Origin of the sequence: Emticicia sp. TH156, from assembly GCF_002855535.1 — a bacterium.
In the GTDB taxonomy this organism is placed as follows: Bacteria; Bacteroidota; Bacteroidia; order Cytophagales; family Spirosomataceae; genus Emticicia; species Emticicia fluvialis.
The window spans coordinates 207,555-228,458 of sequence record NZ_PKRS01000007.1 but is presented as its reverse complement, the minus strand read 5'-3'; the positions used below and the strand labels follow the sequence as shown (position 1 = coordinate 228,458).

Here is a 20,904-nt window from a genome sequence, read left to right as displayed (position 1 = left end):
TTTATCCATATAAGCATAATATGTAACACAAAATACTATACCAACAATTTGTATGGCTCTTCCAGCAATTGTTTCAGCGTAACCAGAAACGCAGCTCCCGTAGCTCCGTCAACCACACGGTGGTCGCAGGTAAGGGTTAGTTTCATAATGTTGGTTGCAAAGAACTGCCCGTCTTTTACGCCTACCGTTTCTTTAATAGCACCCACAGCCAGAATACAAGACTCAGGCGGGTTGATAATAGATGTAAACTGATCAATACCAAACATACCCAGATTACTTACGGTAAAGGTGTTGCCCTCCCAATCTTTAGGCTGTAACTGTTTGTTTTTGGCTTTTCCGCCAAGGTCTTTGGTTTCAGCTGCAATCTGCGATAGTGTTTTGGTATTGGCAAAACGAATAACCGGTACCAATAGACCTTCTTCAACAGCTACGGCCATACCAATATGTACATGATGGTTTTTACGGATTTTATCTCCCATCCACGATGCATTTACCATTGGATGTTTGGTAAGTGCAACAGATACCGCTTTGATAACGATGTCGTTAAATGAAATCTTAACCGGCGACACCTCATTCATGGCCTCTCTTGCCTTTATGGTTTTATCCATTGTTATCTCCATCGTCAGATAGAACTCTGGAGCTGAGAATTTAGATTCAGATAAGCGACGGGCAATAGTCTTACGCATTTGCGAAAGCGGAACATCCTCATAACTTTCCTGACCGGCAGGTGCAGCAGCTACCGAAGGCGCAGCGCTTGGCGCTGCCGCCGCAGGTTTAGCCTGAGGTTTGAAACTGTCAACGTCATTCTTAACTATTCTCCCACCTTCACCAGAACCGTTCACGTCTGAAAGGTTAATACCTTTTTCTTCTGCAAGGCGCTTGGCCAAAGGAGAGGCAAGAATACGTCCGTTATTGGCAGCGTGAGATTCAGTTGCATCAGGAGCCTGTGCCGGAGCAGCAGCCTCTTCAGTTTTTGTTTCTGCCGGAGCAGGGGCAGCAGCGCCAGCCTGGCTGTTTAGCAAAGCCTGATAATCGGCGCCTTCTTCGCCAATTACTGCAATAACCTCGTTTATTTTTGCGGCTTTTCCAGCCTCAATACCAATATACAATAATGTGCCGTCTTCATAAGCCTCTAGTTCCATAGTGGCTTTATCTGTTTCAATTTCTGCCAGAATATCGCCAGACTTCACTTTATCACCTACTTTTTTCAACCAAGCATGAATAACACCCTCTGTCATGGTGTCGCTCAGAAGAGGCATCTGTACTGTTTTTGCTTTAATATTAGAAACATCAACAGCAGGGGCAGACGGTGCAGCAGCTTGTGGCGCTGGCGCAGCTTCTTTCGGCGCTTCTGCAGGTGCAGCAGCACCACCGCCATTGAGCAGGCTTTGGAAGTCTTCACCGGGTTTACCTACCACCGCCATTATCGCATCAACCGGAACCGACTGTCCTTTCTCAACACCGATATAAAGAAGTGTTCCGTCATAATAAGACTCCATATCCATGGTAGCCTTATCGGTTTCTACTTCTGCAAGAATATCGCCTGATTTTACTGTATCTCCAACTTTTTTATGCCATGCTGCTATCACACCTTCTTCCATGGTGTCGCTCATCTTGGGCATTCGGATTACTTCTGCCATTGTATAAAATTTGCTGGTTTTTTTGATTTTATTTATTCAAGTCTTAAAATTATAACAAAGTAGCCTAATGTCCTTGAAAACTTGATAGAATTTAATTTTAAATTTTCGGGTACGGCTCTTTGCTGCCTTTATTTTTATTTGTAAAATACTTCATTTACAGGCTTTTGCAGCAATAGAAGCGTCATATTATCAAATTGCTTCTTTTCTGCTGTTACCGGTGCCAATTTATTGATGATCAGTGAATCGTCTGTTACCAGCGCGCTGTATGTAAAAGATTTTTGCGCGTTGGGTATAGGCTTGAGTTCTGGCGGGTATTTTACGTACCCAAACCTGAACCTGCTGCCATATTTGCTTTTACCATACATAAAAAATGGATGCACCCAGTTGGTTTCCAGTGCCAATCCCAGATTATGGTCATTGTTTCTTAAGCTGGCAAATATTCCGTTAAAAGCCTTGTAGGTTTTATCATCAAATGTAAAATAACCCTGTTTCCATTCTTTACGTTCAAAAATATTATGTCTGGCAAAATCATAATATGTTGTGCGGTCAAGAATCCTGAATATTTCTTTGCGTTCAGCCAGACTCACATCCGGCTTTATCTGATAAGCTATATTGGCGAAGTCCTGGCTAGTGGTTTTGGTATAATATCCTTTTCCGGTTAATTCTTTATATTCATTTTCGCCAAGTTGAGCCTCCCGTCCGCCGATGGTGTGCGGTACATATACAAGGGCTTTCTTAAAAAAGTAAGCAGCTGGTATAATTGGTTTGAGCGTATTGCAAAAAACAAACGGAAGCGTGGAAATCAACAATAAGGTAATTAGGGTATCTAATAGCCTGTTTCTGTCTTTAATTATCTGCATGCCAATAAATGCTGCAACAGGCATTGCACCTATGAAAAATGGTAATTGAGTACGCGAATGAAAGGTTTGCCATTTAAAAATACTGGCATAGCTAATTAAACCAATAACGGCCAGCGAAAAATAAACTAGCACGGTTTTCTTAACCTGGGACTGTCTGTTTTTAGGATTAACAAACCAACAGGCACAAAAGAGAAGCAAAAAGAAATGGATGAAATTGCCTGAGAAATCTTCGCCAATAGAAAAAAGTGTATTATACTTGGCAAATGTTGAAGCCTGATTGTTGAGGTCATAGCCTATAAATTGATGAAACCCCTGTATGAAACTGTCGTAGGCGTAATTCCAGGAGTTAAAAGGCAGGCCGATATGGTTACCAACAATTTTTGAAAGATTAGACAGCGTTACTTTTAAACCTGTTTGTTCATTTCTGTAATTATAGTATAATAAACTGCCGGGCGAGGGCATCAGGATGTTTCCAAAAACTATGAAATTGCGATAAAAGAAAGCGGAAAAAGTTATGAGAAACAAGCCTACTGAAATAAACCCGATTTTGATGGCAGCTTTCCAGTTGTTTTTAAAAACAAACACTGCATACAGAACAATAAAACCTATGCTATATATAAAAGTAGTATATTTTGTAAAGCCGCCGAGCATAAGAGCCACGATGGCCCAGTAAAATTGCCTATTGGGTACAGTAGTTTTATTTTTAAAAATTAAACTGCCAAAAAATAAAAAGCAAATGAAATAAAAACTTGCCAGGTAGTCGTTCTGGCTGGTGGTTGATTGCACAACCCCCATTGGAATACTAAAAACAAGTATGGCTGCAAGACCTTGCCCTTTTTTGCTTACACCCCATAGCTGTCCTATAAGAGAAGCAGCTACTAATGTACCTGCCATTGATACAAACTGAACTGCATTGACAAAGTAATCTCCGCCTGCCAACACCAGCGTGTGCAAAAGAAAATACTCCGACATGACGTTATAATATAACTGGAACGGAGAAGTGGTAGGGTAATGCTGCAGGTTCTGGTTTTGTATCCAGAAGTCTGCCCTGGCCAGATGATAATTTAAGGCATCTGTATTATTAGGAGTTACATAAAAAGTGAGAAATCCCAGAACAAGGAAAAGGAAAACGAAAAAGAAAGTATTAAAGCCCGATAAGTACTGCGTAAGACACATATCGTTGAAATGAACAAAAGCCCATTTCTTCTTTAAAAAAACTACCCTGCATAGAAACAAGGCCAGTAAAAGATATGATGCAATTAAAAAAAATGAGTTGAGGCAGTTAAAAAATGCTGACACCTCTGTAACCAGAAATACAAACACCGAAAAGGCTAGCAGCGACTTAATGAATGAAACCCTGTTTCCATTATCTTTACCATCTCTGATATAGAGAAACAAACCTATTATATTAATAAATCCTAATAGAATGGGCATACGTATTTAAGAATTTTTATCTCACATTCCAGAACTAGAGGTGCATCAACGCCAAAGCGATACCCGGATACGCTTGTATCAGCTGATTTTCAATACTGCCATAAATGCTTCCTGTGGCACTTCTACGGTTCCTATCTGGCGCATACGTTTTTTACCTTTTTTCTGTTTTTCCAATAGCTTACGTTTACGCGAAATATCGCCACCATAACACTTGGCAATTACATCTTTACGCAGTGCCTTTACGGTTTCGCGGGCAATAATTTTAGCGCCAATAGCTGCCTGAATGGCAATTTCAAATTGCTGGCGTGGCAATAACTCTCGTAGTTTTTCGCAAAGCTTTTTGCCCCAGTCATACGCCTTGTCGCGGTGTACAATGGCCGAAAGTGCATCAACCGGTTCACCATTAAGCAGGATGTCCAGTTTAACTAGGTTAGACTCACGATAGCCAATCAGATGATAATCAAGTGAGGCATAGCCTCTGGATATGGTTTTTAGTTTGTCGAAGAAATCAAATACAACTTCTGAAAGCGGCATTTCAAAAGTAAGCTCCACCCGTGTGGCTGTCAGGTAAACCTGGTTTTTCAGGATACCTCTTTTTTCCATACATAAGCCCATAATAGGGCCCACGTAGTCGGCGGCTGTAATAATCTGGGCATTGATGAAGGGTTCCTCAATCCAGTCAATATAGTTGGGGTCTGGCATTTCAGACGGTGCTGAAACCTCCAGCGTTTCTCCTTTTTTATCAATTACATTGAAACGCACCGACGGCACGGTGGTCAGTACAGTCATATCAAACTCACGTTCCAGGCGCTCCTGAACAATTTCCATGTGAAGCATACCCAGGAAACCGCACCTGAAACCAAAACCCAATGCCGCTGATGTTTCAGGCTCCCAAATAAGGGCGGCATCATTCAGCTGAAGTTTTTCCATGGCCTCTCTCAGGTCTTCAAACTCTGAAGTCTCAACCGGATAAATACCTGCAAAAACCATAGGCTTTACCTCTTCAAAACCTTTAATGGCTTCTTTGGTAGGGTTTTCAGCATGGGTGATGGTATCACCCACTTTTACTTCTTTGGCCACCTTTATACCTGATATGATGTAACCAACGTCTCCGCAGTCAACAAAGTCTCTTGCTTCTTTCTGAAGTTTAAGAATACCTACTTCATCGGCAATATACTCTTTACCGGTAGCCACAAATTTTACTTTGTCGCCCTTACTGATACGGCCATTCTTTACACGGAAAATAACCTCTATGCCACGGTAAGAATTAAACTGTGAGTCGAAAATAAGGGCCTGCAGTTCTGCCTTCGGATTCCCCACCGGCGCTTTTATACGTTTAATAATGGCTTCAAGAATTTCATTGATACCAATTCCTTCTTTGGCGCTTGCCGGAATAATAGAATCTCTGTCGCAGCCTATCAGGTCAACTATCTGGTCTTTAACTTCCTCAGGCATTGCGCCGGGGAGGTCAATTTTATTTAAAACAGGTATTATCTCCAGGTCATGGTCCAGAGCCAGAAACAGGTTACTGATGGTTTGTGCCTCTATACCCTGCGACGCATCAACCACCAGAAGCGCGCCCTCACATGCGGCAATAGAACGTGAAACCTCGTAACTGAAATCGACGTGACCGGGTGTATCTATAAGATTTAATATGAATTGTTCGCCTTCAAACGTGTAGTTCATCTGAATAGCGTGGCTCTTAATGGTAATACCTCGTTCTCTTTCAAGGTCCATATCATCAAGCACCTGGGCTTGCATATCACGGTCTGAAATAGTATTGGTAGATTGAAGAAGGCGGTCGGCAAGTGTACTTTTGCCGTGGTCAATGTGTGCAATAATGCAAAAATTGCGAATATTTTTCATTTACTGTTAAGTTCCGGATAAGATTGGCAGTGCCTCTGGTTTTAAAGCCCGCCTGTGTTTGATTCGATACAAAAATGCTGATAGATATATCAGAAATCTGTTACCGATACATTTGTTCGCAAAAATAGTAAGAAAAAGAGGATAAAATGAAGATTCTATAGATATTTATCTCCAACCAGATAGTTACTCACGTAGTCGTGCACTGCGTCTTCCAGTGAAGTAAAAGGTTTTTTGAAACCAATCATGCGCAGCTTACTCATATTTGCCTGAGTAAAATACTGGTATTTATCGCGTATGTCGGCGGGTGTATCTATAAATTCTATCTGTGGTTCAAGGTTCAACGCAGCGAAAGTTGCCTTGGCCAGATCCAGAAAGGTGCGCGCTTTGCCTGTGCCCAGGTTATAAATACCCGAGTTGCGGCGCGAGTGCATCAGATAAATAAGCACATCAATTAAATCTTTCACATATATGAAATCGCGCATTTGTTCACCATCGTTATAATCGGCACGGTGAGATTTAAACAACTTTATACCCCCTGTGGCATTAATCTGATTATAAGAATGAAATATAACCGAGGCCATTCTGCCTTTGTGATATTCGTTTGGCCCGAAAACATTGAAAAATTTAAGACCAGCCCAGAAGAAAGGCGAATCTTTTTGTGTAAGAGCCCATTTGTCGAAATCATTTTTTGATTCGCCGTAGGGGTTCAAAGGTTTTAATTGCGGAATCAGCAGCTCATTATCATCGTACCCAAATTCTCCGTTACCATAGGTGGCAGCAGATGAGGCGTACACCAGCGGAATCTGGTATTGATGGCACTTTTTCCATATTTGCTTAGAATAGTTCAGGTTCAGTTTATTGAAAATCTCCTGATCAAATTCTGTGGTGTCTGTACGTGCACCAATATGAAAACAAAACTCAACTTCAGCCTGATTTTTATCGAGCCATTCAAAGAAAACGTCACGGTGAACAAATTCCTGAATTTTCTTGTTCGCTAAATTGTTCATTTTCAGCGGATTAGAAAAGTCGTCAACCGCAATGATAAAATTAAAGCCATCTTGATTCAACCGTTGTATCAAACAGCTTCCAATAAAACCAGCGGCACCCGTAACAATTATCATAGAACTTTAAGTAGTGTTATTAGATTGCAAATTTAATGCATTCCTAAACGCAAATCCATAGACTTAACTTTGATTAAATTGCACTTTTTAAAGAATATATCCCGTAGCCCCTTTAGTAGCAATGTGTTATTGTTTTTTTGGTGATATTTTTGTAAAATTTTTGAAGAATGCTCCGCCCTGAATGGGCGGTGTGAGTAATAATAACTAATATGATTTATATAACCAGGCGTGAGCGATTCAACGCTGCTCACAGATTATGGAATGCGGAGTGGTCGGACGAAAAAAACAGAGAGGTTTTTGGTTTGTGTTCAAACATACACGGGCACAACTGGGAGCTGGTTGTAACCGTGAAAGGAGAAATAGACCCCAATACAGGTTTTGTAATGGATCTGAAAGATTTAAGTAAGGTAATGAAAAGCGAGGTAACTGATAAGGTAGACCATACCTTTTTGAATGAAGACGTGCCTTTTTTGAAAGGGAAGTATCCGACAACAGAAATCTTTGCCGTGGAAATCTGGAAAATTCTGGCACCGGTACTGCAAGAAAAATACAATACTACTTTGCACTGTGTAAAACTGATAGAAACACCTAACCATTATGTTGAGTACTTCGGCGACTGATTTTTGTTTTCTGAAGGTCTTCTATACTGATAAATATGAAATACTTTATTATAGCTGGTGAACGCTCAGGAGATTTGCACGCATCAAATCTGATTAAAGCAATCAGACAGGCAGATGCGCAGGCTGTGATAAAAGGTTGGGGTGGCGACTACATGCAGGAGGCCGGGGCAGAAGTTTTGATGCATTATAAAGAGCTGGCATTTATGGGTTTCGCAGAGGTGCTGGCCAATCTGTCCAAAATTCTTGGCTTTTTTAGTTTGTGTAAAAAGCAGATTGACGAATTTAAACCCGATGGCATTGTATTGGTTGACTACGCCGGATTTAATATGCGGATTGCCAAATGGGCAAAACCACAAGGGTATAAACTTTTCTATTATATATCGCCCAAGGTTTGGGCCTGGAACCAGAGCCGCGCTTTGCAGTTGAAAAAAAATATTGATAAGTTATTTGTCATTTTTCCGTTCGAAGTAGATTTCTTCCGCAAGTACAACTACGAAGTTGAGTTTGTTGGTAATCCGTTGTTTGATGCCATAGCGGCTTTCAAGCCAAACCCTGATTTTCTGAAACAGAATCAGCTGGAAGAAAAGAAAATAATTGCTTTACTGCCGGGTAGCAGACGGCAGGAAGTTGAAAAGATGCTTGAACTAATGGTTGCCACCAAAGCGCAATTTCAGGGATACCAGTTCGTTATTGCTGGGGTAGGAAATTTACCTGCCGAATTTTATGAAAAGTTTTTGGGGCATGAGGTAAGCCTGATTACAGACCAGACCTATGATTTGCTGACACATGCGCAGGCAGCCATGGTAACTTCAGGTACCGCTACACTCGAAACCGCCTTGTTTGGCGTGCCGCAGGTGGTGTGTTATAAAACTAGCTGGTTATCATATAGTATAGCCAGCAGGTTAATCAGAGTGCCGTATATTTCATTAGTTAACCTGATTGCAGAAAAAGAAGCCGTAAGAGAGTTGATTCAGGATGAGCTGACACCGGATAACATTGCTGCTGAAATAATGAAAGTTCTTGTAAAGTCGCCCGAAAGAGACACGCAACTGGCAGAATATGAAAGAATAAGGGCGATATTGGGTAGTGCAGGGGCGTCGGCACAAACGGGTAAAAGAATAGTTGAAATTTTAAAAAACTGATTTATATATAAATTATTGAAAGACAATGAAACTCCACAAAATAGTATTTGTACTGGTATTGGGTATGCTGGCCATTTGGTCTTGTAAAGACAAAAAAGAAACGGTGCTTAAATCAAGAACCGAATTGATGGCCGGTACTTCTTCAAAATCCTGGAAAATCACCAAAGCCGAGGCCAGTATTACTACAGATGCCAAAATTGACCTGGTTTCTACCCAACAAGCATGTATAACAGATAACCTGCTGGTGTTTGCAGTAAATGGTACTTATGAGCTTAGAGAAGGCGCTTCAAAATGTAATGCCGCAGACCCGGATTTGATTCTAAGTTCAAACTGGAGCTTTACTGACAATGAAACCAAGTTTAAGATTGACAGAATCGTATTTTTGGGAGTTGAACTCAAGGATACAGTTTTTGAAATTGTTGACCTCTCCGACAACGTATTTACCGGCAAAACAAATATTGATTATAAAGGTACCAAATACCAGCTTGTTGCCACTTTTCAGGTGGTTAAATAGGTAAAATGGGTAAGTTATCATAATAATTTAATAAAAAAGCGCATCTTATTGCTATTAAGGCTAAATTTGCGAACAAATATAGCTTAACTGGTGTTAGCCTAACAGAGCATAAAGCAAAAATACATGAGTAAGGACTTAGAATTATTAGAAGAATTAACAACCTCTGAATATAAATACGGGTTTTATACAGATATTGAAGCTGATGAGGTTCCGGCTGGATTAGATGAAAGTGTGGTTCGTGCTATTTCTGCAAAGAAGAACGAGCCTGAATGGATGCTGCAATGGCGCTTGAACGCGTTCAGAGTCTGGCAAAACATGACCGAACCCAAATGGCCCAATGTTAAGTATCAGCCTGTTGATTTTCAGTCTATTAAGTATTATTCAGCGCCTAAACAGACCAAGGTTATCAATAGCCTTGATGAGATAGACCCCGAGTTACGCCGTACTTTTGAGCGTCTGGGTATTTCTCTAAAAGAGCAGGAGCGCCTGTCTGGTGTAGCAGTTGATGCCGTGATCGATTCTGTTTCAGTAGCTACTACCTTTAAGGTAAAGCTGAAAGAAATGGGGATTATTTTCTGCTCAATGTCAGAAGCTATTCAGGAACACCCGGAGCTGGTTCAGAAATATCTGGGTTCTGTTGTGCCGGTGAAAGATAATTTTTATTCGGCTTTAAATGCTGCGGTTTTCTCTGACGGCTCGTTTTGTTACATTCCAAAGGGGGTACGCTGCCCCATGGAGCTTTCAACATATTTCCGTATCAATGCTGCCGGTACAGGCCAGTTTGAACGCACGTTGATAGTAGCCGAAGAAGGCGCTTACGTAAGTTATCTTGAAGGTTGTACTGCCCCTCAGCGCGACGAAAACCAATTGCACGCTGCCGTGGTTGAAATTTTTGCCCATAAAGACAGCGAGGTGAAATACTCGACCGTTCAAAACTGGTATCCGGGCGATAAAGAGGGTAAAGGTGGTATTTATAACTTTGTTACCAAACGCGGCTTGTGTTTTGGAGAAGGTTCTAAAATATCATGGACACAGGTTGAAACCGGCTCGGCTATTACCTGGAAATACCCATCAGTTATTCTGCGTGGCGATAACTCAATCGGTGAGTTTTATTCGGTGGCTGTAACCAATAATATGCAACAGGCAGATACCGGAACCAAGATGATACACATCGGTAAAAATACCAAAAGCCGTATTGTTTCGAAGGGTATTTCGGCGGGCAGAAGCCAGAACTCATATAGAGGATTGGTTGATATTTCGAAAAGAGCGCAAAATGCCCGTAACTTCTCGCAGTGTGATTCATTGCTGCTAGGTGACCGTTGCGGAGCACATACTTTCCCTTATATTGAAGTAAACAATTCATCGGCATCTGTGGAGCATGAGGCTACTACCTCAAAAATAGGCGAAGACCAGTTGTTTTACTGTAACCAGCGGGGTATACCTACCGAACAAGCCGTTGCCTTAATTGTAAACGGATATGTGAAAGAGGTATTGAACCAATTGCCAATGGAATTTGCCGTAGAAGCACAAAAACTATTGGAAATTTCGTTAGAAGGCAGTGTTGGGTAATCAGAGTAGATTCATCGATTTAAATTATATGAGAACCTCTTTGCAAAATGCAGAGAGGTTTTTTGTTGCCGCAGGAAGAGGTGCAATGCTTGCGGCTTATCGCAGAAATGGGATATCATCGAATTTGATTTGCCTGAATATGATTTTATTGTTTGTATTTGCCCCTGAAGCCGCCTGAAATACCCCAAAACGAAAAGTTTAACATTTCATTAACCTTTTTTTACAAGTGTTTCGATAAAGCCAAGAGCAAAACTTGTAGATTCGTTAAACCCGTAATAAATGAGCAAAATGACAAAATTTCTACACCTTTATCTTTTGTTGATGCTAGTTTCCAGCACTTTATGCAAAGCACAAAACAGGTCAGACCTGTTAATAGTTAATAGCAATACTGAAACAAAAGAGGTACTTACATCTAATGTACCCAGCACTATTAACCGGACAATCAAGCAAGACAAAAAGGGCAATATCTGGTTTGCTGCTTTTGATGGGGTTTATCGCTATGATGGACAATCATTCGTTAATGTTATGAAAGATGTGAGTTCCGCCCGTTTTTTTTCTGTTACAGAAGATAGAAACGGGAATTTCTGGTTCACTTCCATTGGTTCTGGTGTTTATTATTACAACCCCTCGGCAGGTAAGAAATCTATTCGGAATTTTACAAATAAGGATGGGCTTGTCAATGACAGTGTTCCATATAGTTATGAAGATAAGAGAGGTAATATGTGGTTTGGTACTTTAGGTGGTGCAAGCCGCTACGATGGGAAAGTGTTTCAGAATTATAAACCGAATGGTGGTTTACCAAATGCAAATAAAGACGATAATGATGTGAATGCTATCATTGAAGACAAAACAGGAAAATTCTGGTTTGGTACAAGAGGCAATGCCTATGTTTTTGATGGCAGGAAATTTACTGTACTTACCAACAATGGTGAAAAATTTACGAATGTCCGTTCAATAATTGAAGACAAAAAGGGGAACATCTGGCTTGGTGGGAGCGATGGTCTTTGGCGCTATGACCCATCAGGTGCGCTCAGGGCAGGAGGGCAATTATTTACAAATTTCACAAAAGATTTTATTGGGTTTATTTATGAAGATAAAAATGGAAACATCTGGACGAGCGCCAAAAATGGTTATACCGGAAGATGGGAACTTGCCCGATATGAGGCTAAATCTTTATCCAATCAAAAGCCAACTGTATCCAAAATAAATCCAGAATTTGAGGCTAATGCTGGCATGATTTTCGGCATTTTAGAAGCGCATGATGGAAGCATCTGGTTTGGCGCTTTAGATGGCGTGCGCCGATTTGACGGAAAAGTCATTACCCACTTTAAAAATAAGAAATAATACGATTCAAAGGAAGTTTTAGGAAAAACTTGTCGGATTAGCATGTAATGAGTAGCTTTGATAAACCCTGCATTTACTCATATTATGCCTACTGACCTTGAAATACTCGCTCAGGCCCTAAAAGCACTGGCTGATATTGATGAAAACGAATTCAGCATCTCGGCTTCTTGCTGGCAGAAGAAAAGCTACAAAAAAGGTGAATATTATAATGAGTATCGCAACGTGTGTAAGTATCTGGGTTTTATTCTGGACGGAGTATTCAGAACGTATTATGTAGATGATGATACCGGTGAAGAAAAGAATGTTTTCTTTTACTCAAAAAATCAGGTGGTGGTTTCTTTTAAGAGTTTTATTACACAAACTCCTTGTAATTACTACACACAGTCGATGACTGACTCCAGGATATTATATATACATATCGATGACTTGAACAAACTGTATCAACAGTCTCATAAATGGGAGCATCTGGGTAGAATCATTGCCGAGCTTGCCTTTGGGGTATCTATGAACCGTACAGAAAGCTTTCTGTTTCAGAAACCGGAGCAGCGGTATCTGCAATTACTGGAAGACCACCCAGATATTTTCAATTCAATACCCCTCTATCAGATTTCCTCTTATCTGGGTATTCAGGGCCCATCTCTCAGCCGTATCAGAAAACGTCTGGTAGGGAAATAATTCATTCAGAAAAAAATTAAGGTTTCTTTCGATTTTAACTTAGGTTAAAATTATTGTCATGCCCATGTATGACCTTTGTGGTGTAGTCAACGATAACTACGCCAACAAGAAACTTTAAATTTTACTACAATGAAAAATATCACCACCAATAACATCGTATTCATTACCGGCGCTTTCGTACACAATTCTTCATGGGAAGAATGGCAACGCTACTTCGAGAGCAAAGGTTATAACACTGTTGCGCCTGCCTGGCCTTATAAAGATGCCCCGACTGCTGCCGACCTGAGAAACAGACAACCCAACGACACTGATTTAGCTGCTTTAACATTGGATGAACTGGTTGACCACTACGCCAAAATAGTGAGTCAGTATCCAGAAAAACCAATCATCATCGGTCACTCTTTGGGCGGTTTAATTACCCAGATTCTCGTAAACCGTGGTCTGGCCGCTGCCGGTATTGCTATTCATCCGGTGCCACCTTTGGGTGTTTTCCCTTATGAATTTTCGTTCCTGAAAGCAGGCTGGAAAGCGCTTGGCCTGTTTACCTCTCTGAAAAAGACCTATCTGATGTCGTTGGCCGACTGGCAATATGCCTTTGTAAATACAATGCCATTGGAAGCACAAAAAGAGGCTTATGAGAAATACACCATACCGGAGTCTAAAACAGTGGCCAGAGGTGGTTTAACCAGCGCAGCTAAAGTAGACTTTGCCAAACCTCATGCGCCTTTGCTGATAACCTCTGGTGATTTAGACACCATTATTCCTGCACATTTAAATAAGCGTAATTATAAAGCTTATAAACAGTCTGGCTCAATACTCGATTACAAAGAGTTTAAAGGCCGTAACCACTATGTGTTAGGCCAACCCACCTGGAAAGAGGATGCCGATTATATATTGGATTGGTTGAAAAAGTAATGGTAGCAGATTGAGAAAAAGTAAAGAGGAGAGGCCATGTGGTTTCTCCTCTTTTGCGTTTATAATATGAATTCACGAAAACCGTGATTAAAATCACGGTCAAACTAAACATCTGTTGTTAATTTGTGCATATCTACTGAAGTAGGTAAAGAATGATTATTCCGTTAAACCTCTCAAATATGCAATGCTTTTTGGTACGTTGATAAGCTCGTTGTTGCTTTCATCTTCAATAAAAAAGTGCTTGATACCCGCTTTTTTAGCTTCTTTAAAAATATTTACCCAGTCGGCCTGGCCTGTGCCTAATACCACATCATTTTCTGACGGCGTATGACCGGAGAAATCACCTTTGATACCTTTTTTCAAATCTTTTACGTGCATCAGCTTCCAGCGGCTGCCATATTTCTTTAACAGTGCTACCGGGTTTCCGCCTCCATGGATGGTCCAGAGTACATCCATTTCAAACGAAACATAAGCCGGGTTAGTATTTTTTATCAGGTAGTCCATTAATGTACCATCTTCATAAGGTCTGAACTCATAACCGTGGTCATGATAACAAAATGTTATTCCGTTTTCTTTCAGCACTTTTCCGGCATAGTTAAAATCTTCTACTGCTTTTTTTGCATCTTCAATTGTAAAGTTGTCGCCTTTATGGGGTATCCAGGCACACATAACAAATTTAGCCCCCAGAGCCTTCGCTTTTTTTACGATTTCCTCGGGTTTTCGCAACTCTTCATATCCTGCACCGGTCGATGGAATCTTTATTTCGCGTTCATCACACATTTTTTTAAATTCCTCTAACGAATATCCGTTGGCACCTCCACCTTCAATTTCTGTTATTCCCAGCGCTTTTATAAGGTCTAATGTACCCGGCACGTCTTTCGGCATTATGTTTCGGTAGGTGTAGGTCTGCAAACCTATAGGAGCAGTGTAAACCATTAACTTCTTCTGGGCTTGGGTTCCATGAAATAAGCATAAACCCAATAAACTGTATAGTACGATTTTTTTCATAGTAAAAAGGCTTAACAGCCCTGGTTGATTATAGATAATTGATAGCCTTTGTTCTGCGGGCAATATACTAAAAAAGATGTTTAATAAAGCCAGATATGTGCCTCTGATGATTGGAATCAGAGCCAGATAACCTCAATTACTTCATCTTTTTTAACAATTGTAGTGTGCTTTATATGAGCGTTTCGCTTCAATAAAATGGTGTTTTGCCGGGCCTTGCTGGCATCTTGCGATACAACCAGTGTAGGTGTTCTTTTATGAAAAACACTGACAATTTCGCCGGGTGTTACACTTATTTCAATATTACGTTCATTTTCCGGAACAGAGACTGTCCTGACCCGATTTCTATTATCAAGTGCCTCTTTGTCTGAGCTCATCATCAGGTCAAGGGCTTTGGCTGCATTGGGTATGCCGTAGCCAATATAATTGTTGCCGAAAGGGTACAGGCTGGCTGATTTCTCAATGAAATTTTTAGCAGCCTTATTGGTCAACTTCGGATTCGCCTGCAGTAAACAGGCCACAAAGCCAGTAATAACAGGCGCGGCCAATGATGTGCCATATAATGAGTAGCAGGAAACATTGGGTTTCAGGTAATCCAGAAAATCGGGGCCAATACTGCTATAACCCATTTTTAGGCCGTTTTCGTTGGTGGCGCCAACTGCAATTACTCCTTCCACATCAGCAGGGGTAGATATAATACGCCAGTCGCGGTCACCGCCTTCATTCCCTGCAGAAACCACCAGTATTATGCCTTTTTCTTCGGTTGCAATTCTGGCGGCTTTGGCAATGGTACTGGTGTTGCCGTTCATTTGTTCAGGGCTGTAATCTTCTTTCGGATTCGAGAAACCTTTGGCATAGCCCAATGACGTATTAATTAATCGCACACCCAGGCTGTCCATCCACTCCATCGCTGCTACCCAGTTGTCTTCCTCACCTCTGAACTCCCTGCCACCAGTATCAGTTCTGGCCAGATAAAACTTCGCCTGCGTGGCCAGGCCAAACTGAATTTTATTATCATGTGTTTTGCCTGTTATGGCAGTCAGCACCTCAGTTCCATGAAAATCAGAGCCGGTCTCGCGTTCATCAAAGTGATTTGTTTTCCCGGGGTTTATATAGTCTCTCACCGCCAGAATCCGGTTGCCGGTCAGTAAATGACCCAATGCCGGCGACTCACTGACACCATAATACCCGGCGTCAATAACGCCAATGGTTACTCCGTTTCCGTTCAGGCCAGTTTGTAAGAACCCTTCAATACCTACCTGTTTCATGGCGAAATCTACCCGTATGTCATCTGGAATTTGAGAACGATTAATGGTTACCGGATACAATTTACTATCTATAAGTATTACTTGGCTTACAAAAGGCAAATTTCTGACCACCTGCAATTGCTCAGGCAGCAGATAGGCCGAGATGCCATTTAGCCAGCGGGACTCATGAACGGGGCTTATATGGATACTCTTCAATACCGAGATATACCTGCCGCAAACCGGTATGTCTGTAAACTGGCTTGCAGGTAAACCAAGTTCTCTTCTGTTTTCTTTACATTGCTCAGATACCGCTGCCGGCAGGCCGGTTTCTTTGTCTTTAAACAACACCCAATATTTATGCTGTGAAAACCCCTGAAAAGAAAACGAAGAAAAGAAAGATAAGAATATGAAAATTTGACGTACACTTGCCATACCAATGCAATAATTCATAATTTTATAACCCAATGAGCAATATAGGCTTACAGATATTCTGTTGTATAAAGAACTGACAACCCCAGACCGTTTCAGAATATAAATTTAATTGAAAATATTCGGCTTGTAGTTAAAACTACCCATAATTTATTCACTTTATGCGTTACGAACCAATTGATTCCACTCTCTTTTCATCTAACCGGGCAAGGCTCACGGGTTTATTAAAACCCAAATCAATGGCCATTGTTCTGTCAAACGATGTCATTCCGAGCAATGCTGACGGTACTCTGGGGTTCAGACAAAATAACGATTTGTTTTATTTAACAGGTATAGATCAGGAAGAAAGTATTCTGATTTTGTTTCCGGATTTTCCGGACGAAAATTTCAGAGAAATATTACTGATAAGAGAAACCAGCGAGCATATAAAAATATGGGAAGGCGAAAAACTGAGCAAAGAGCAGGCTACCGATATATCAGGAATAAAGAAAGTGGTGTGGGTAAACAGTTTTGAGACCTTATTGCGCAAGCTGGTTTTTGAGGCCGAGCAGGTATATCTGAACCTGAATGAGCATGACGGAGCCGACTGGAAGTTTGAAACAAGAGAGCGGCGGTTTGTGAACGATTTTAAGTTAAAATTTCCGTTACACCAAATAGAAAGGCTTGCCCCGTTAATGCGCCGGCTCAGGGTTGTTAAACAAGCCGCTGAAGTAGATTTGTTAAAAAAAGCCATTGGTATTTCTGCCCGAGGCTTACGCCGGATGGCTAAGTTTCTGAAACCTGATGTGTATGAATTTGAACTGGAAGCAGAACTGACACACGAGTTTTTAATGAATCGTTCTCGTGGCCATGCCTTTCAACCGATTATTGCTTCAGGCGCCAATGCCTGTGTGTTGCACTATGTAACCAGCAATGAACGATGCAAAGACGGGGACCTGATTCTGCTTGATTTTGGGGCAGAATATGCTAATTATAATGCAGATATTACCCGCTGCCTGCCCGTAAATGGCAGGTTCAGTATGCGGCAGAAAGCGGTGTATCAGGCGGTACTGAGAATTTTGTATGCCGCCCGTGAAATGATTGTGAGTGGTAATACGATGGATATACTAAGAAAAGAAACAGGTAAAATAGTTGAATACGAACTCATTGAACTGGGTTTATTGAAACACCATGAAGTAGCAAAGCAAGACCCCGAGGCACCACTATACCGCAAGTATTTTCCGCATGGTATTTCGCATCATCTCGGTCTGGATGTGCATGACGTAGGCAGCCGTTATGAAACATTTAAACCCGGTATGGTTTTTACCTGTGAACCGGGCATATACATACCCGAAGAAAAACTGGGTATCAGGCTGGAAAATGATATTTTAATTACCGCGCATGGAAATATTGACCTGATGGACGGCATACCGATAACTATTGATGAAATTGAGCATTTAATGAATAACTAATCTGGTTTTGTTATCTTTGCGTCTCAAACGATTATCCCGATTTTATGTTTCAAAAATTGAATTCATCAAAAATATTCATTTTTATACTTTTGATTTTTGTGCCTCTTTGTTTGCGAGCCCAGAGTGCGGATGAAAAAATTTTTAAACAAAAAATGGATTTGCCCAAAAGCGAAACCACTGCAAAAACGGCCATTACAATAGCGCAATCTTTTATCGGCCAGCCTTATAAGGCCGGAATGCTGGATGCCGCAACAAATGAACAACTGGTGTGTACACTGAAAGATTTTGATTGCTGGACTTTCGTAGAAACGGTATCGGCTCTGGCTATTACCAGGCATTCTCCTATTTCTGATTTTCCTGTTTTTTTGTCATATCTTAAAAAACTTCGCTACCGCAGTGGCAACATTGACGGCTATGCCTCAAGGCTGCATTATTTTAAAGAATGGGCAGTGAGAGCAGAGCAAAATAAAATTGCACTAGACATGACCGAATTGATGGGTGGTGTGCCTTCTGACAAGTTGATTAATTTCATGACCACGCACCGCAGTTTGTATCCGCATTTGCAGAAACAGGAGACCTTTGCCGAAGTTACCAGATACGAATCTGAATTAAACGGTTATGGTTTTTATTATATACCCAAGGCTGACGTAAAAAAGATGGAGAGCCAGATTGAAGACGGAGACATTATTGCCATTACATCAAATATAGAAGGGTTGGATTTTAACCATGAGGGCTTTGCTATCCGTAAAAATGGCAGAATACATTTGCTGCATGCATCGCAGGAAATGAAAAAGGTAATGATTTCGGCCGAGCCTTTAACAGATTACCTGAACCGGATTAAAAAACATTCCGGAATAGCCGTATTGCGGTTGTTATAGTGGCTAATCAATAATTTTTCCGTCTTTCATTACCAGTTTTATATTTCTGATGGCTTGTATGTTTTGTGCAGGGTTGCCTTCTACTACCAAAATATCGGCCAGTAAACCGGGCTTTATTCTACCTGCCTGTTTTTCAATATGAAAAGCATCGGCATTAATACTGGTTGCTGATTTCAGCACATCTAAAGGCTGCATACCATATTCAACCATCATTTCCATTTCCCGGGCGTTGTCTCCATGTGCAAAAACACCTACATCGCCTCCCATGCAAATTTTTACGCCTGATTTTAAAATTTCTTTAAAAGTCTGTTTTTTCTGCTTAACACGTTCCGGGTCAGGTTCAATGCCCTTTTTCCAGCCTCTGTATTGCAAAATGGCGTCCCCGGCTGCAAGGGTAGGGCATAAGTACACGTTTTTTTCTACCATCAGTTTCCAAATTTCAGGCGTGCCGTTGTCGCCATGCTCAATAGTTTCTACACCTGCTTCAATGGCTCTTCGCATTCCTTCAGGTGTTGAGGCATGCGCAACTGTTGGTCTGCCTACGCTTCGGGCTGTTGTTACAATCAGCTTAATTTCGTCAACCGTAAAAGTAGGTGCTGCTTCACCTCTCAGGCCCCATCTGTAGTCGGCATATATTTTAATTAAATCGGCGCCTTTGCCAATCTGGTTTCTTACTTTCTTTATCAAATCGTCGTGGCCGTCGGCTTCTTCGGCTCCTTGAGGTAAAGTAATTTCAGAAGCAAACCCTTTGGGCGCATAGCTTCCGGTGGCTACCAGCGCTTTGGTGGCAATCAGTAATCGTGGCCCCGGTATAATGTTTTCATTGATTGCCCTTTTTAAACCAACATCGTCAAATTCGGCACCCTCAGTGCCCAAATCTCGGGCAGTAGTAAAGCCCGCTTTTAAAGTTTTTTCAGCATGCGTTACAGCTCTGGCCGTTCTGTATGAGCGCGATTCTTTTAAAACCTGGTCGTCCCAAGGGGTTTCGTTGTAAGGATGAAGAAATAAATGTGTATGGCCTTCAATGAGCCCTGGCAAAAGTGTACAGTTTTTCAGGTCAATAATTCGGGTGTCTTTATCAAGGTCTTTCTCGATGGTTGTCTGTAACCCAACATTTTCTATTTTATTGTTTTTTATTAACACACCATAGTTTTCAAATATTTTTTCACCATCAAAAACCCGGGCAGGTTTCAGATAAACGGCAGGTTGTGCCTGAAGGCTGGATGAAGCTGTCAGGCACAATGAGAACAATATGAGTCTTTTAATAAAATGTATGCGCATAAGATGCCTTTATTGAATAGGTGGGTAGTAAGCGGCGATTATTGCCTGAAACGTCTAAAACCGATGAACCCAACGGTAATAAAAACAAGGCCCATCACCAAATTAGAAATAGTAACGGTAGGTGTAAAAAAACGGAGCGAAATAATGAGTACGCCGCATGCAATAGCTACATAGCTGGCATAAAATGATAGCTTGTTTTTATCCATTTGTATCAGGTCAGGTAATTGATTTGAATTTTATTCAAAAATAAACTTTTATTTAATTTTATTGGCTGAATTTTACATTTTTACGAAACAATCAAAGAAACACATGCTTATTGGTATAGGCGGGGTGAGCCGCTCCGGTAAAAGTACGCTGGCCAATCTTCTGGTAACCCATTTCAGGAAAAACGGCAAAAAAGTAATTGTTTTTCATCAGGACGATTTTGTGTTTCCGGAAACGCAGATTCCGAAGATAAAGAACCGCACAGACTGGGAGTCTCCTCATTCTATTGATTTCCCATTGTTTGAAGATGTGCTGGTACAGTTTAAAGAGAAATTTGATGTTGTAATAGCCGAAGGGCTTTTCGCTTTTCATAGCGACTCTATCAATGCGCTATACGACAGGAAAATCTTTGTTAAAATCTCTAAACGCACTTTCCTGATCAGGAAAGCTATGGATACCCGATGGGGATATGAACCTACCTGGTTTATTGAACATATATGGGGGTCGTTTCAGAAATTCGGTAAGCCATCTGCCCATGTAAAAGATATGCTGGGTGTGAGCGGGGAAGATGAGTTTGATATGGACAAAGTGATTAAGTATATCCAAAAAGGAAATAGAAGCTAGGGTAGGCTCTTCATTAGATTTTCAACGATTAATTTTTGAATTTGTTCTATTTAACAGACCTTTGCATTCTCATTAAAAATCAGTT

The 20,904-nt window shown here is 41.0% G+C and carries 17 protein-coding genes; 10 read left to right on the top strand and 7 right to left on the bottom strand.

The annotated features are described in order from the left end of the window. Positions 1-35 precede the first annotated feature (35 nt). The 4 genes from C0V77_RS14640 to rfaD all read right to left on the bottom strand — a co-directional run bounded on the left by C0V77_RS14640 (position 36) and on the right by rfaD (position 6,921). Positions 36-1,640, bottom strand: coding sequence for a pyruvate dehydrogenase complex dihydrolipoamide acetyltransferase (locus tag C0V77_RS14640; RefSeq protein WP_101727085.1), 1,605 nt, complete (start codon positions 1,638-1,640; stop codon positions 36-38). A 134-nt stretch (positions 1,641-1,774) separates the two neighbouring features. Further along, complete coding sequence (locus tag C0V77_RS14635) at positions 1,775-3,934, bottom strand: hypothetical protein (protein ID WP_101727084.1); 2,160 nt, start codon at positions 3,932-3,934, stop codon at positions 1,775-1,777. 78 nt (positions 3,935-4,012) lie between these two features. Then, on the bottom strand, positions 4,013-5,800 hold the full coding sequence (gene lepA, locus C0V77_RS14630; RefSeq protein ID WP_101727083.1) for a translation elongation factor 4: 1,788 nt from the start codon (positions 5,798-5,800) through the stop codon (positions 4,013-4,015). 155 nt (positions 5,801-5,955) lie between these two features. Then, positions 5,956-6,921: an ADP-glyceromanno-heptose 6-epimerase gene (gene rfaD / locus C0V77_RS14625; protein ID WP_101727082.1), complete on the bottom strand. Its 966-nt coding sequence runs from the start codon at positions 6,919-6,921 to the stop codon at positions 5,956-5,958. A 209-nt stretch (positions 6,922-7,130) separates the two neighbouring features. Here rfaD and C0V77_RS14620 point away from each other — a divergent pair, with 209 nt between their 5' ends. The 7 genes from C0V77_RS14620 (at position 7,131) to C0V77_RS14590 (ending at position 13,700) form a co-directional block, all read left to right on the top strand. After that, positions 7,131-7,541 (top strand): 6-carboxytetrahydropterin synthase, encoded by a 411-nt coding sequence (locus C0V77_RS14620; protein ID WP_101727081.1) that lies wholly within the window; start codon positions 7,131-7,133, stop codon positions 7,539-7,541. A 35-nt stretch (positions 7,542-7,576) separates the two neighbouring features. Further along, positions 7,577-8,683: a lipid-A-disaccharide synthase gene (lpxB, locus tag C0V77_RS14615; protein ID WP_101727080.1), complete on the top strand. Its 1,107-nt coding sequence runs from the start codon at positions 7,577-7,579 to the stop codon at positions 8,681-8,683. A 25-nt stretch (positions 8,684-8,708) separates the two neighbouring features. Further along, positions 8,709-9,197, top strand: coding sequence for a hypothetical protein (locus C0V77_RS14610; RefSeq protein ID WP_101727079.1), 489 nt, complete (start codon positions 8,709-8,711; stop codon positions 9,195-9,197). A 123-nt stretch (positions 9,198-9,320) separates the two neighbouring features. Further along, entirely contained in the window at positions 9,321-10,766 is a 1,446-nt protein-coding gene (gene sufB / locus C0V77_RS14605; RefSeq protein ID WP_101727078.1) for a Fe-S cluster assembly protein SufB, read from the top strand. A gap of 279 nt (positions 10,767-11,045) precedes the next feature. Beyond that, positions 11,046-12,110 (top strand): two-component regulator propeller domain-containing protein, encoded by a 1,065-nt coding sequence (locus C0V77_RS14600; protein ID WP_229236289.1) that lies wholly within the window; start codon positions 11,046-11,048, stop codon positions 12,108-12,110. A gap of 84 nt (positions 12,111-12,194) precedes the next feature. After that, the gene (locus C0V77_RS14595; RefSeq protein ID WP_101727077.1) at positions 12,195-12,785 is read left to right on the top strand and encodes a Crp/Fnr family transcriptional regulator; all 591 of its coding nucleotides are present in this window, start codon (positions 12,195-12,197) and stop codon (positions 12,783-12,785) included. 129 nt (positions 12,786-12,914) lie between these two features. Then, the gene (locus C0V77_RS14590) at positions 12,915-13,700 is read left to right on the top strand and encodes an alpha/beta hydrolase (RefSeq protein ID WP_101727076.1); all 786 of its coding nucleotides are present in this window, start codon (positions 12,915-12,917) and stop codon (positions 13,698-13,700) included. Between the two features lie 156 nt (positions 13,701-13,856). Here C0V77_RS14590 and C0V77_RS14585 read toward each other — a convergent pair whose 3' ends face one another. Both C0V77_RS14585 and C0V77_RS14580 read right to left on the bottom strand, forming a co-directional pair. Further along, positions 13,857-14,708, bottom strand: coding sequence for a sugar phosphate isomerase/epimerase (locus tag C0V77_RS14585; RefSeq protein WP_101727075.1), 852 nt, complete (start codon positions 14,706-14,708; stop codon positions 13,857-13,859). 116 nt (positions 14,709-14,824) lie between these two features. Further along, a complete protein-coding gene (locus C0V77_RS14580; protein ID WP_229236288.1) occupies positions 14,825-16,402 on the bottom strand; it encodes a S8 family serine peptidase in 1,578 nt (525 codons plus the stop codon). Between the two features lie 140 nt (positions 16,403-16,542). Between C0V77_RS14580 and C0V77_RS14575 the strand changes: the two genes are divergently transcribed. Together C0V77_RS14575 and C0V77_RS14570 are read left to right on the top strand one after the other, a co-directional pair. Beyond that, on the top strand, positions 16,543-17,832 hold the full coding sequence (locus C0V77_RS14575) for an aminopeptidase P N-terminal domain-containing protein (protein ID WP_101727074.1): 1,290 nt from the start codon (positions 16,543-16,545) through the stop codon (positions 17,830-17,832). A 152-nt stretch (positions 17,833-17,984) separates the two neighbouring features. Continuing rightward, a complete protein-coding gene (locus C0V77_RS14570) occupies positions 17,985-18,710 on the top strand; it encodes an N-acetylmuramoyl-L-alanine amidase-like domain-containing protein (RefSeq protein ID WP_229236287.1) in 726 nt (241 codons plus the stop codon). Positions 18,711-18,713: 3 nt separating this feature from the next. Here the strand turns inward: C0V77_RS14570 and C0V77_RS14565 are convergent, their stop codons facing one another. Further along, positions 18,714-19,991, bottom strand: coding sequence for an amidohydrolase family protein (locus tag C0V77_RS14565; RefSeq protein WP_101727072.1), 1,278 nt, complete (start codon positions 19,989-19,991; stop codon positions 18,714-18,716). 309 nt (positions 19,992-20,300) lie between these two features. On the opposite strand from C0V77_RS14565, the gene C0V77_RS14560 reads away from it, so the two are divergent. Continuing rightward, complete coding sequence (locus C0V77_RS14560; RefSeq protein WP_101727071.1) at positions 20,301-20,819, top strand: uridine kinase; 519 nt, start codon at positions 20,301-20,303, stop codon at positions 20,817-20,819. Positions 20,820-20,904 lie beyond the last annotated feature (85 nt).